We start from the raw sequence: 12,762 nt of genomic DNA, 5'->3' as shown, positions 1-12,762 counted from the left end.
CGCCGCGTCGTCGCTGCTGGTGGGAGCGCTGTCAGGGTACGGTCGCGGGCATGGCGACCCCGACGACGTTCCCTGCCCTCGGCGTGATCCTCCCGCGCGAGCTGCCCGCCGACCAGATCGTGCCGTTCGCGCGGCGGGCGGAGGAGGTGGGTCTCGACGAGGTGTGGGTCGTCGAGGACCTCACGTTCCACGGCGGGATCGCGCAGGCCGCGACGGTCCTCGCGGCGACGCGCGAGATCACCGTGGGCATCGGGATCCTGCCCGCGGCGACGCGCACGCCGTCGACCGCGGCGATGGAGGCCGCGACCCTCGCGGCCGTGCACCCCGGGCGCCTGCACCTCGGGCTCGGGCACGGCATGCCGGACTGGATGCGCCAGGTCGGGGTATGGCCGGCCAGCCCCCTGACGATGCTCGAGGAGACGACGGCGACGGTGCGCGCGCTGCTGCACGGCGAGCGCGTCACCGTGTCGGGCCGCTACGTGCACGTGGACGACGTCGCGCTGCACGCCCCGCCCGCGTCGCCCCCGCCGGTGCTCGCCGGGGTGCGCGGCCCGCGATCGCTCGAGGTCTCGGGGCGCGTCGCCGACGGGACGATCCTCGACATGCCCGTGACGCCCGAGTACCTCGCGGTCGCGCGGTCGGCGATCGATACCGGACGGGTGTCGGCCGGTGACGCCGCACCGCCGGAGCACCGGATCGTCGCGTTCGCGGTCGGCGCCGTGCACGACGACGTCGCAGCGGCCCGCGCGATCGTGCGCCCCTCGCTCGCGGTGCTGGGCATGGCAGACTGGTCGGCGCAGGTCGACCCGCTGCCGTTCGCGGACGACCTCCGCGCCCTGCGCGACGCGAGCGACTCCCCCGAGGCGTTCGCCGCCGCGATGCCGGACGCGTGGGTCGACGCGCTCGCGATCGTCGGACCGCCGGACGCGTTCCGGGCGCGCCTCGCAGAGCTCGGCGGGCACGGCGTGTCGAGCGTCGTCCTCGCCGCGACGAGCCCCGACCCCGCCCGCCCGGGCGACCCCTTCGCGGCCCTCGACGCGCTCGAGGCGGTGTCCGGCCCGGGCGCCGTCGACCTGCGAGACCGCTCCGTTGCGCCCACCATGGGCAGGTGACCGAGCACGCACCCACCTACACCGAGACCTGGCCGCTGCTGAGCCCCGGGGACCGCCGCCGTCTCGAGGAGCTCGACGACCTCGAGACGGAGATCCTGCGCCAGCTCTCCGAGGCCTTCGCCGACGAGGTGGACGCGCCGACGCTCGGGGAGCTGCAGGTCGAGAGGCTGCGGGTCTACCGCGACGCGCAGGCCCGCGCCCGACGGCCGCGGCGCTCGGCTCAGTAGCGCCAGTCGCGCATGTCCTGCTGGTACGTGCGCTGCACGGTCGGCGAGAGCAGGGTCGACGGCGGCAGGTCGCGTGGCGGGTTGTCCGCCGGCAGGCGGGTGGTCGCGGCGAGCGACGCGGCGTCGTGGAACCGCAGCCCCTCGGGCAGGGGCGTGCGCGCGAAGAGGCCGGGGACGTCGTCGGGCAGCGAGAGCGCGAAACCCCACTCCCCGAAGGACGGCACGTTGACGGTGAGGGGGACGACGGCGCGCTCGGGCGCCGCGGCGCGGACCGTGGAGACGATCTGCCAGTAGGCGTTCGGCGTGAAGTACGACGAGGTCGCCTGGGTCGCGAACGCGCCGCCCGGCCGCAGGTGCGCGACGACCAGGCCGTAGAACTCCTGGGAGTACAGCTTGGCGACGCGCTCGCCCGACGGGTCGACGAGGTCGACGAGCACGACGTCGAACGTGCCGGCCGTCTCCTCGAGCCAGCGGAACGCGTCGGCGTTGACCACGGTGACGCGCTCGTCGTCGAGCGCGTGCTCGTTGAGGTCGGCGAGCAGCCGGTTGTCGCGCGCGAGGTCGGTGACGGCGGGGTCGAGGTCGACGAGCGTGACGTCCTGCACCGAGCCGTAGCGCAGCACCTCGCGCGCGAGCAGGCCGTCACCGCCGCCGAGGATGGCGACGGACGCTGGGGCGGCGACCGACGTCATCGCCGCGTGCGCGAGGGTCTCGTGGTACCGGGCCTCGTCGACGGACGAGAACTGGAGCTGGTCGTTCAGGTACAGGCGGGTGTCGCCCCGGTACTCGGTGACGACGAGCTTCTGGTACGCGCTCGCCTCCTGAGCGACCACGGGATCCTGGTACATCCCCGCGCTGATACGCGTCTCGAGCCACGACGACGCGGCGAAGCCGCCGAGGAGCACCGCGAGCGTCGCCGCGGCAAGGGCCGTCCAGCGGGGCGGGTGCCCCATGCGCGCGAGCATGAACGCGGCGACCGCGACGTTGAGCACCGCGACGGCGAAGGCCGTTCGCACGAGGCCGAGGTAGGGCAGCAGGAGGAACGGGAACAGCAGGGACGCCGCGAGCGCGCCGAAGTAGTCGAGCGCGAGCACCTTGGACAGCAGCGAGACCGACCCCTCGCTCCCCCGCTCCTTGAGCACCGCGACGAGCAGCGGGATCTCGACGCCGATCGCCGTGCCGATCGCGAGCGACAGCAGGACGAAGACGAGCCAGTACAGCTCGGTCTGCGCGTACGCCCAGAACAGCGCGAGCACCGACGTGCCGCCCAGCAGGCTCAGCACGAGCTCGTTGCGCACGAAGCTCAGGCCCGCCGTGCGCTGCAGGCGCGGCGCCAGCAGCGAGCCGAGCCCCATGCCGAACAGCGTCAGCCCGGTCGCGACGGAGAACGCGACGACCGAGTCACCGAAGAGGTACGACGCCGCGGTCCCGAGGATGAGCTCGTAGACGATCCCGCCGACGGCCACGAGCAGCGCCGCGGCGAACACCGTCGGGCGGTCCATCCGGCGCGTGCGCCCGGTCCGGGGCAGCGCGGGGGTGCGCGCCGCGTCGTCGGACCCGGCCGGCTCGACCGGTGCCGGCGGCTCGGTGTCGGGGGCGAGCGTCGCGGTGTCGTGCGGGCCGGGCATGCTCAGGAGCTGATCGTCCCCGCGATGATGAGGCCGATCGCGATGGCGAGGCCCGCGATCATCACGCCGAACGCGGTGTTGTGCTCGTCGACGAGCTCGCGGTGCAGGTTGAGCCGGAAGACCTTGTTCGCGACGACGATGGTGAGCAGGAGCAGCACGATGCCCAGCACCGAGTACAGGATCGTGGACAGGAAGGGCCAGACGATGGCGGCGGCGGTGACGGACACGAGGTCTCCCGGGTTCAGGTCGTGGGACGGGCGGTCTGGTGACGGGCGGGACGACGACGCGGGGGTCGCCGGGCGGGTCGGGCGGCCGGACGGTTCACTTGCCGAGGCCCCCGCCACCGCCGCCGTACACGGAGCGCCGCACGCACGTGCCGCTCTCCTCGGAGGTGCCGGTCTGGCCGGTCGTCGGTGAGGTCGTGACGACCGTGCGGGGCGTGCAGGACGACGAGCCGTCGCGGTCGGCGTTCGCCTGGCACGCCCCGAACGAGACGAGGGCGACGAGCCCGACGGCGACGGCGACCACGCGGTTGCCCAGGGACCGGCGCGGGGCGAGGCGGCGCCCGAAGAGACGCCGCTGCTCCGCGACGTCGATCCGCCGGCCGCGGTAGACCGACGTCACGGGACCGAGCGGGCCGGTCGTGCGCTCGACCGAGACGACGAACCCGTGGCCCGCGAGGTCGACGAACTCGACCTGCTGCCCGACGGCGAACGGCTCCGCGAACTGGCCCTCGACGTGGTCCACGCGTCCTGTGCCGTGCTCGCGGACCGCGAGCCGGTGCGGCCGCCCGTCGAGGCGCAGCTCGAGCGAGCGGCCCGGGTGCAGCCCGTCCAGGTCGACGACGGGCGGCCACGCCTCGGTCGGGTGGAACAGCGTCACGTCGTGCGTGTCGTGGTCGTACTCGACCCAGACGTCGGAGCCGTCGTGCGCGAGGAGCTGCCACTCCTCCCACGTGTACGTCGACCCGTCCTGGCGCGTGGAGAGGACGGCGACGGCGCGCGGCGTGGCGCGCTGCGGCGGCGTGCCGACGAGCTCCTCGCCGACGCGCATCGCGAGCCGGGGGCGCGCCCCGCTCACACGAGGCTCCGCACGGCGACGTCGCGCGCGCCCAGGGCGTCGGCGAGCAGCTCGCGGACGTCGTCGGTGAAGGTGGCCGACGACGGCGCGCGGCACGTCGTGAGCGTCACGTACGCGGTTCCGTGCTCGGGCCACGTGTGGACGGCGAGGTGCGACTCCGCGAGGAGGATCACCATGCTCGTGCCCTGGGGCTCGAAGCGGTGCGACGCCTCGCCGAGCGGGGTCATCCCCGCGTGCCGGACGATCGCGTCGAGGCACCGGCGGACGGTCGGGTCGTCGTCGAGCCGCGCGGGGTCCGCGCCCGTCACGTCGAAGACGTGGACGAGGTTGCGCTGCACGTCCACGTCCCCCTGGTGCTCGTCGAGATCTCGGGCCGTCGCACGGGCGAGCGACCCGCGGACCGGTGGCCGCGCCGTCGGGCCGCGCACACCCTAGCGGACCGCCGCCGTCGGGCCGACGGCGCTCCCGGGTCGCGAGACCGGTCCGCAGACCGCTCAGTCCGGACGCTCCGATGCGTCTTACCGGAGTCACGTCCACCACGACGAGGAGGCCATCATGGCCGTTCAGCTCAGCCCCTACCTGAACTTCGACGGCGACGCCCGCGAGGCGGTCGAGTTCTACGGCACGGTGTTCGGCGTCGCGCCGGACATCAGCACCTACGACTCGATCGGTCCCGTGGACGACCCGGCGCAGGCGAAGAAGGTCATGCACTCGCAGCTCCCGATCGAGGGCGTCGGGACGCTCATGGCGTCCGACGTGCCGCCGGGGACGACGCTCACGGACCACGCATCGGTCGCGCTGTTCGGCGGCCCGGAGGACCGCGAGCGGCTGCACGCCTGGTTCACCGCGCTGTCCGAGGGCGCGCAGGAGGTCATGGCGATGGAGACCGCCCCGTGGGGCGACGAGTTCGGCATGGTCACGGACCGCTTCGGCGTCGGGTGGCTGGTGAACGTCGCCGGCTCCGCGACCTGACCCCGCCGGGCTCCGGACGCCCCGGCGGGCGGGCCTCAGTCCTGGGGCGCGAACTGGGAGAGCACGAGGACCGCGCCCTGCGGGTCCCGGACGGTCGCGTGCCGCGCCCAGGGGTCCTCGGTCGTCGACACGACCGTCGCGCCCACGTCCCGGGCGGTGTCGGCCGCCTCGTCGCGGTCCGCGACGGCGAACGCGACCTCCCACCGGGCCGGGCCGTCGTCGGGCACGATCCCGGCGACGGCGTCGGCGAACCCGGGCGGGGCGAAGCCCTCCTGGCGCTCGTAGATGCCCGGGTCGGACGTGCGGGCGAGGTGGTCGCCGTATCCCGGCACGCGGGCCATGCCCGCGGCGAGGTCCGGGTCGACCTCCCAGCCGAGCAGGGCCCCGTAGAACACGAGGGCGCTCGCGGGGTCGGGTGTGAGCAGGTTGCTGAAGTTCCACGTGCCGGGCGCGTTGACCCGCTGCGAGCCGAGGCGCGAACCCGCCTGCCAGAGCCGGCTCTCGACGCCCTGCGGGTCGCGCACCGTCGCGGTCCGTCCGACGACGGCGCCCGGCCGGCCGACCGCTTCCGGCGGCGTCACGACCGCGCCGCCGAGCGAGGTGGCCCGCGCGGCCGCGGCGTCGACGTCGTCGACCGCGAGGTACGTGCTCCACCGCGCGGTGGCCCCTCGGGCGACCTCGGCGATCGCAGCGACCGCGGTCTCGTCGCTCCCCTCCACCGACGCGACGACGTACCGGCCGGCGGAGCCGGCGGGCTGCTCGGTGAAGCGCCAGCCGAAGAGCTCGCCGTAGAACGTGAGCGCAGCCTCCACGTCGGGCGCCTCGAGCTCGACCCAGCACGGGACGCCGTGCGGGTAGGTCCGTGGGAGGTCGGCGGCCATGTCTCCAGCGTGCCTCCGTGGGGCCGTGCTGTCCTGCCCAGGACGTGCCGAACCCGGGGTTCCGCGTCACCCCGACCATCAGGTGACGCGGAACCCCGGGTTCGCGAGGCCGCCCGCAGCGCGCGGCCTCGGGCTACCTCAGCCGCAGGTCGTCGCGTCGTACGGAGCGACGACGTCCGCCGTGACCTGCTCGCCGTCGACCACGGCCGACGCCGTCACCGTCGCCTCGCCCGCCTCGACGGACGTCCCGCGCACCGCGAACGACTGGTACGCGTTGGCACCTGGGGCGACGGCGGTGAACGCCTTGGTCCCGAACGGCGTGGCGAGCGTGACGTCCACGGGCACGTCCTCGCCGTTGGTCGCGCGCACGGCCACGTAGGCCTTGCCCGCGAGACAGCGAGCCTCCGCCGTGACCGACACGTCGAGCACCGGCTCCTCGCCGTCGTCGCCGGTGTAGACCGCGGCGACCTCGTCGCCGGACAGCGCGCGGTCGAAGACGCGCACGTCGTCGATCGAGCCCGGCCAGTAGTCGACGGGGTTGCCGCCCCACTGCCCGCGGCCGATCGTCAGCGGGCCGGACGGCGTCGTGCCACCGCAGACGCTCGACTGCCCGACCTGCTCGCCGTTGACGTACAGCGTGAGCGTCTGCGCCTCGGCGTCGCGGACGCCGACGACGTGGTACCAGTCGCCCAGCACCGGCTCCACGACGTACTCGGCGCGCGGCTCGCCCTCGTAGGAGAAGGCGAACCGGCCGCCCCCGCCGTACTGGAGGTAGAACGCGCTGGCCCCGAGCGTCGAGTCCTGGCCGACGATCGTCGCCCAGTTGCCCGGCTTCTCGTCGAACTGTGCCCATGCCGACACCGTGTACGAGCCGGTCGTGTCGACGACCGGTCCCTCGGTGACGAAGTGGTCGTCGTCGCCGTCGAGGTGGATCGCGGTGCCGCTGCCGTCACGACCGGCCACCCACTCGCCCGTGCCCGACGCCGGGTGGTCGCCCACGCCGTCGGCCGCGGTCGTGCCGTTGCCCTCGTCGAACGACCAGCGACCCGTGCCGGTGAGGCCCGGGGTACCCGGGTCGACCGGGCCGGAGCCCTGCTTCGCCGCCGCGATCACGCGCTCGTTGACGTCCTTGACGCGCGCGGCGTCCATCTTGAGGACGCGGCGGTCGTAGGTGTAGAAGCCGTTGAGCTCGTTCTCGACGTCGGAGATCTCCGTGTAGACCGAACCCGACAGGTAGCACTGCGCGGGCCGCACGAGCTTCTCGGTGTTCTGCACGTACGCGTTCGTCAGCGCCTCGCTGTTCGCGACGCCGCCGTACGGGTTGGCGGACACGCCCGGCCACATGTGGCCCGGGACGCTCATCGAGAAGCCGCCGTGCTCGCCGTCGATCGCGGCGCGCGTGGCGTCCGGCTTCGGCAGGGCCGGCCCGGTGTACTGGTGCCAGTCGATGATGTCGCCCGTCTTGGAGTCGCCCTTCGACGCGCAGCAGTTGTAACCCGAGTGCGTGTTGAGGATGCGGCTCGGGTCGTACTCGTCGATCGTGTTCCCGATGCGCGCGGTGTCGGCGAGGTTCCACTCGCCCCAGCCCTCGTTGAACGTCACCCAGCCGACGATCGACGGCACCGAGCGGTGCTGGTCGATGATCGTCTTCATCTCCTGCTCCCAGAACACGCGCGACGCCGGGTTCGTGTCGCCGTTGTTGAACCAGCCGCTCGGGATGTCCTGCCACACCATGAGGCCCAGCGTGTCGGCGTGGTAGTACCAGCGGGCCGGCTCGACCTTGATGTGCTTGCGCACCGTGTTGAACCCGAGGTCCTTGTGGGCCTGCAGGTCGAACACGTAGGCCTCGTCGGACGCCGGCGTGTAGATGCCGTCCGGCCAGTAGCCCTGGTCGAGGGTCGACATGAGGTAGGTGATCTCGCCGTTGAGCAGGATGCGCTGGACGCCGTCGACCTCCGAGACCTCGATCGAGCGCATGCCCGCGTAGGAGGCCACGGTGTCGGTCGAGCCGCCGTCGGTGAGAGTCACGTCGACGTCGTAGAGGTACGGGTCCTCGGGCGACCACAGGTGCGCGTCGGGGATCTCGACGGCGAGCAGCTCGTTCGCCGCGCCGGTCGCAGTACCGACCTCGTTGCCGTCCGCGTCACGCACGACGGCGGTCACCTGGGCGCCGTCGGACGCGGAGGCCGACTGCGCGGTCACCGCGAGGACGCCCGCCTCGACGTCGGGCGTCGTGACGACGGCGTCGATCGCCGCGGTCGGGACGGGCTCCATCCACACCGTCTGCCAGATGCCCGACGTCGGGGTGTAGAAGATGCCGCCGGGGTTGAGCGTCTGCTTGCCGACGGCCTGGTTGCTGCCGTCCGTCGTGTCGACGACGCGCACGACGAGCTCCTGCTCCGCGCCCTCGACGAGGGCGTCGGTGACGTCGAACGAGAACGCGTCGTACCCGCCGCGGTGGGTGCCGACCTCGGTGCCGTTGAGGTAGGCCGTCGCGATGTAGTCGACGGCGCCGAAGTTGAGCCGGAGGCGGTTGTCGCCACCGACGTCCCAGTCCTCGGGGACCTCGATCGTGCGGCGGTAGAACATGTCGTCCTCGCGACGCTCGATGCCCGACAGCGCGGACTCGACGGCGTACGGGACGACGATCTCCTCGTCGAGGTCACGGCCGGTCGGCACGGCGTCGTCGGACTGCGCCGCCTCGAACTGCCAGACGCCGTTGAGGTTCTGCCACGCCTCGCGGGTGAGCTGCGGGCGCGGGTACTCCGGCAGGGGGTTGGTCGGGTCGAAGTCGTCGGCCCACGGGGTCTGGATCCGGAACTCGGACGCGTTCGTGATCGGAAGGTTGAGCGCCCCGACCTTCTCGCCGCCCACGGTGAGGTCGCCCTCGCCGTCGTAGACGAGGCGGGCCGACGACGCACGGTCGACGGGCTCCGCGAGCGTGATGCCGAGGACCTCGCCCTGGGCAGCGACCTCGGCGACCGGCCACGCGAGCTGGTCCACCTGGACCCTGAGGTGGTCGACGAGGCTCTCGTCGACGCCACCCGCGGCGCCCTGGAACGTCACGTTGAGGCTCGTGCCGTCGCTCTCGAGCGCGGCCTGCGCGGGGAAGACGACGAAGTCGTCGGGGTAGGTGAACGCGTCGGTCGGCACGATCTCACGTTCCTGCGAGGGGCTCTGCCACCGCAACCGGAGGTGGGCCCCGCCGGTGTTCTGGAACATCTCCATGCGGAACGAGTACTCCTCGCCGGCCTCGAGCTGGACCGGGGCCGACGTCTGCTCGACGTCCCAGTCGTCGACCCAGTGGTCGATGACCAGCTGGTCGTCGATCCACAGCCGGAAGCCGTTGTCGCCGATCGCGGAGAACGTGTACGCCTCGCTGTAGTCCGGCGTGATCTGGCCCGTCCAGCGTGCGGAGGTGCGCTCGCCGCGTCCGGTGAGCTCGGCGAACGTCGGGACCAGGTTGGGGAACTCGATCCGCTGGTCGGGGATCGTCGCCTTGAGGTCGGTGAGCGGCCACGACGGCCCGCCGGACAGGAAGTACTCGCCCTTGAGGCCGTTGTCGAGGGCGAGGTCCTCGGCCGCAGCCTCCTGCGTCGTCGGCCCGTCGATGGCCGACGGCGCGGCGGTCGCCCCGACCGCCGTCGCCACGGCCAGGGGGACCGTGAGCGCAGCGGCGAGGGCCGCCGCGACCATCCTCCGCGGTCTGCCCCGTGGGGGTGCTACCGCTGTCAACACATGCATCCGTGTTCCTCCTCGTCGAGTGAATCCAGGACTGCTCCGACGTGGCGGCGGACCGGGCACCGATGCTCCGGAGGTCGCCCTCTTCGGCGTGCCGCGACGTCTTCCCCAGAATCAAACAACTTCCATCAGAAAAACACAACAGGTGCACACGGCAGGTCGAAGCCTCTCCGGCGGGCACCCGGACACGACGAGGCCCGCCGAGAACGGAGTCTCGGCGGGCCTCAGGTCGGCTCAGCGGTGGATGAGCGACTGCCAGTCCGGGGGGACGCGGTCAGCGGGCCCGGGCACGGTCTGCTCCGGCGGTCGCGAGAGGGGAGCGGCGAGGTGCGGACCCTCGAGGATCTGCGACGTCTCGTAGTCCCAGTACCAGTCCTCGCCCGGCTCGAACGATCGCATGAGCCGGTGCCCCGTCTCCTGGAAGTGCGCGGTCGCGTGCTGAGCGGGCGAGGTGTCGCAGCAGCCGACGTGCCCGCACGTCGCGCAGCGGCGCAGGTGCACCCACCACCCGTCGGCCTCGTCGCACTCGGCGCACCCGGTGCCGCTCGGGGGCACCTCGACGTCCACGGCGGTCGCCAGGGCAGCGGCGAGCGCCGGGTCGTCGAGACCCTCGCCGTTGACGTTCGGCGCGCGGTCGGCGCTCACCGCGCCCCCGCGCCCGCAGCGCGGACGACGGGCGCCCACGACTCCGGGTCGAGCGCGGGTGCGGGCTCGGCCGCAGCCCATGTGCGGCAGTCGTCGATGGTCGCGGTGAGAAGGTCGCGCAGCCGCTCGTCCGGGTTGGGGATGCAGGCCTCGGCGATGCCCTGGACGGCCGCCGAGATGATGCTCGGCGCGGCGTCGCGTACGAACCGGCTCGGCCGCAGGCGCGCGCCCTCGCAGAACCGCTGCGCCCAGCGCGCGGTGCGCGGGCAGCTCGCGAGCGCGTCGGCAGACTCCGCGCTGAGCGTGCCCGCGGGACGGTCGTCGAGCACGTCGAGCATCTTCTCGGCACCGATGATGGCCACGGCGAGCGTCTGCTGACGGTCGGCGGGAGCGATCGGCAGCGCGGTCACCGCCGCGCGCAGCGCGATGCGCACGTCCCAGTGCGGGTCGTCGCTCGAGAGGCCGATGACCGACGGGATGAGCGGGGCGAGCTTCGGGCGCTCCGGGTCGACCGTGAGGTCGTTCACCGCGCGCGCGAGCATCGCGAGGAGCGGGTGGGTGCACCGTGGATGGTCGCTCCACTTCTCACCCGCGAGGTACGACGCGAGCTCCATGAAGCACGCGCCCTTCTTTGGGTTCCGGTGCTTGCCACGTCCCAGCATCGGCAGCATGTCGTAGGTGTCGGTCACGAGGTCACCCCCACAGCGGGTCCGGGTTCTTCGTCCAGTCTGCGCCGGGGTCCGGTCGTTGGCAACGGGAGACGTGACCTGGGTCACGTCCGCCGCCCGCCCTCGTGGCGAAGGGCGTGGTGCGAGGGTCACGTCCTGGGATGTCGGCGGGACCGGTCCTCCGCCTCGAGCACCTGACGGAGGCCGGTGAAGTCGCGCCCCAGGATCCGCGCGAGGACGACCGTCGGAAGCAACGCCACCAGGCGGAGCCCGGAGGCGACGTCGCCGCCATAGTCGGCATGGACGTGCGTGCCCTTCCCGTCGGGCGTGGTCACGTACTCGACGCGGGAGTTCCAGGGCGACGTCGAGTGCCACACGACCCGCCGGTCGGTCTCGAGGGCCTCGAGCACGTCGGTGAAACGAATCCGGAAGGGCCCGATGCGGTCGACCGCCGCCCACCGGTTCCCCACCCGCAGGGGGCCCTCGTCCAGGGGCCGGCGGGAGTCGACCGCGGGCGCGAAGTCGGGCCATCGGCCCGGGTCGGCGAGATAGGGGTAGACGCGTGCCGGCGGATGGTCGAGGTGGACGTCGAGGGTCACGCGTCGCCACATGGGTTCGTCCCCCTCGTCGTCGCGCCGTCAGGCCATCGTGGGCACGGGACGGTTCGGGTAGAGCTCGCGCATCGCGGCGTCGTACCTCCGCCTCATGAGGAGGACGTACAGGAGCCTGATCGGGGCGGGCACGTTCGCGCGGAGCCAGTCCTCACGCTCGCCCTCGGGGACGCTCGCGACGAGCAGGCCGAGCTGCAGCGCCATGACGTCCTTCCCCAGCTCCTTGCGGTGCGCCAGGAGGGTGGCGCGCGTGTGCTTCTCCATGAAGTCCCACTCCTGCTGCGACATCACCTCGCCCGCGACGGGGAGGATGTCGTCCTCCTCCTGGCCGAGGTGCGCGGACAGCAGGTCCCGCAGACGCTCGATGTCGGCGGCGAAGGCGTCCCGGAGCCGGGGGTCGGCGGAGGCGACCCAGGGCTCCAGCTGGGGCTCGATCCGCGCGAGGTGGACCGCGACCTCGGCGTGCTGCGCCCGCATGAGGCCGACGTGCAGCGCACAGGCCGGGTCGCGCTCGACCAGCCTGTCCCACAGCACCGTGTCCTCGGTCTCGTGGTGCATGTGCAGGGCGAAGAAGTCGAGGTGGGCGTAGCGGCCCACGACCGCCGAGCGCACGGCGTCCCCGGGCTCGACCTCTCGCACCAGCTCGGGAAGCTCACGGTAGAGCCACCGGAAGATCCGGTGGACGAGGATCATCCCCGACGTGTCGCAGCCCGCGTGCTGTCCTGCGGGCAGCGGGCCGGCGGGAGGCGGTCTGCGGGTCATCTCGTCCTCCACCCGTCGACGTCGGTGTCGTCAAGGCGCAGGACGAACGATACTCCCGTCGGCGGCGGTGCCACCATCCCCGGCCCGGCCGGATGCCTTAGGCCCGAGGAGCCACCTCAGACGCCTCGGGCCGGTCGGCCGCCACCACCTAAGGCACCCGCACCCGAACGGTGCGCGGTCGCCCGATGCGGCGCCCGTGTGCTCAGGACGAACGTGAGTCTCGGACAGGCAGGGTGCCTGCAGAGACGGGGACGAGACGATGAACAGCACGCACCTGGATCCGACCTTCGAGGCGGATCTCACCTACCGCACGCAGCGGCTGCACGACGACTTCCGGCACGACGAGCCCGCGCTGCTGCACTGGTGGCGCGGACGCCGTCAGCGCAACGACCACCCGGCCCGGTGACCGCGCCGCCCGACGCCGCCGACGAGGAT

General features: G+C 73.0%; 14 protein-coding genes. 4 read left to right on the top strand and 10 right to left on the bottom strand.

The window, feature by feature from the left end:
• The first annotated feature begins 50 nt into the window (after window positions 1-50).
• The gene (locus tag ACMXGY_RS01235; RefSeq protein WP_483775074.1) at window positions 51-1,112 is read left to right on the top strand and encodes an LLM class flavin-dependent oxidoreductase; all 1,062 of its coding nucleotides are present in this window, start codon (window positions 51-53) and stop codon (window positions 1,110-1,112) included.
• Window positions 1,109-1,339: a hypothetical protein gene (locus tag ACMXGY_RS01230; RefSeq protein ID WP_483775073.1), complete on the top strand. Its 231-nt coding sequence runs from the start codon at window positions 1,109-1,111 to the stop codon at window positions 1,337-1,339. Before ACMXGY_RS01235 ends, ACMXGY_RS01230 begins: the two co-directional genes overlap by 4 nt.
• On the opposite strand, the gene ACMXGY_RS01225 is transcribed toward ACMXGY_RS01230, so the two are convergent.
• The 4 genes from ACMXGY_RS01225 to ACMXGY_RS01210 all read right to left on the bottom strand — a co-directional run bounded on the left by ACMXGY_RS01225 (window position 1,333) and on the right by ACMXGY_RS01210 (window position 4,391).
• Window positions 1,333-2,967, bottom strand: coding sequence for a polyamine aminopropyltransferase (locus ACMXGY_RS01225; RefSeq protein WP_483775072.1), 1,635 nt, complete (start codon window positions 2,965-2,967; stop codon window positions 1,333-1,335). The genes ACMXGY_RS01230 and ACMXGY_RS01225 overlap by 7 nt on opposite strands.
• Before the next feature lie 2 nt (window positions 2,968-2,969).
• Window positions 2,970-3,194 (bottom strand): DUF350 domain-containing protein, encoded by a 225-nt coding sequence (locus tag ACMXGY_RS01220; protein ID WP_483775071.1) that lies wholly within the window; start codon window positions 3,192-3,194, stop codon window positions 2,970-2,972.
• A 94-nt stretch (window positions 3,195-3,288) separates the two neighbouring features.
• Window positions 3,289-4,047, bottom strand: a complete 759-nt coding sequence (locus ACMXGY_RS01215; RefSeq protein WP_483775070.1) for a DUF4178 domain-containing protein — start codon at window positions 4,045-4,047, stop codon at window positions 3,289-3,291.
• Window positions 4,044-4,391, bottom strand: a complete 348-nt coding sequence (locus tag ACMXGY_RS01210; RefSeq protein ID WP_483775069.1) for an S-adenosylmethionine decarboxylase family protein — start codon at window positions 4,389-4,391, stop codon at window positions 4,044-4,046. Before ACMXGY_RS01210 ends, ACMXGY_RS01215 begins: the two co-directional genes overlap by 4 nt.
• Window positions 4,392-4,602: 211 nt before the next feature.
• Between ACMXGY_RS01210 and ACMXGY_RS01205 the strand changes: the two genes are divergently transcribed.
• Window positions 4,603-5,019: a VOC family protein gene (locus ACMXGY_RS01205; protein WP_483775068.1), complete on the top strand. Its 417-nt coding sequence runs from the start codon at window positions 4,603-4,605 to the stop codon at window positions 5,017-5,019.
• A gap of 35 nt (window positions 5,020-5,054) precedes the next feature.
• Here the strand turns inward: ACMXGY_RS01205 and ACMXGY_RS01200 are convergent, their stop codons facing one another.
• The 6 genes from ACMXGY_RS01200 to ACMXGY_RS01175 all read right to left on the bottom strand — a co-directional run bounded on the left by ACMXGY_RS01200 (window position 5,055) and on the right by ACMXGY_RS01175 (window position 12,327).
• The gene (locus ACMXGY_RS01200; protein WP_483775067.1) at window positions 5,055-5,900 is read right to left on the bottom strand and encodes a VOC family protein; all 846 of its coding nucleotides are present in this window, start codon (window positions 5,898-5,900) and stop codon (window positions 5,055-5,057) included.
• Between the two features lie 138 nt (window positions 5,901-6,038).
• A complete protein-coding gene (locus tag ACMXGY_RS01195; protein ID WP_483775066.1) occupies window positions 6,039-9,596 on the bottom strand; it encodes a LamG-like jellyroll fold domain-containing protein in 3,558 nt (1,185 codons plus the stop codon).
• A gap of 279 nt (window positions 9,597-9,875) precedes the next feature.
• On the bottom strand, window positions 9,876-10,220 hold the full coding sequence (locus ACMXGY_RS01190; RefSeq protein WP_483776758.1) for a UBP-type zinc finger domain-containing protein: 345 nt from the start codon (window positions 10,218-10,220) through the stop codon (window positions 9,876-9,878).
• A 62-nt stretch (window positions 10,221-10,282) separates the two neighbouring features.
• Complete coding sequence (locus ACMXGY_RS01185) at window positions 10,283-10,975, bottom strand: hypothetical protein (RefSeq protein WP_483775065.1); 693 nt, start codon at window positions 10,973-10,975, stop codon at window positions 10,283-10,285.
• Between the two features lie 128 nt (window positions 10,976-11,103).
• On the bottom strand, window positions 11,104-11,553 hold the full coding sequence (locus ACMXGY_RS01180; RefSeq protein WP_483775064.1) for an SRPBCC family protein: 450 nt from the start codon (window positions 11,551-11,553) through the stop codon (window positions 11,104-11,106).
• A gap of 39 nt (window positions 11,554-11,592) precedes the next feature.
• On the bottom strand, window positions 11,593-12,327 hold the full coding sequence (locus ACMXGY_RS01175; RefSeq protein WP_483775063.1) for a hemerythrin domain-containing protein: 735 nt from the start codon (window positions 12,325-12,327) through the stop codon (window positions 11,593-11,595).
• A 259-nt stretch (window positions 12,328-12,586) separates the two neighbouring features.
• Between ACMXGY_RS01175 and ACMXGY_RS01170 the strand changes: the two genes are divergently transcribed.
• Window positions 12,587-12,733, top strand: a complete 147-nt coding sequence (locus ACMXGY_RS01170) for a hypothetical protein (RefSeq protein WP_483775062.1) — start codon at window positions 12,587-12,589, stop codon at window positions 12,731-12,733.
• The last annotated feature ends 29 nt before the right edge of the window (window positions 12,734-12,762 follow it).

The organism is Cellulosimicrobium sp. G4 BAM 1002, assembly GCF_057126935.1.
This window is presented reverse-complemented; position numbering and strand designations above follow the sequence as displayed.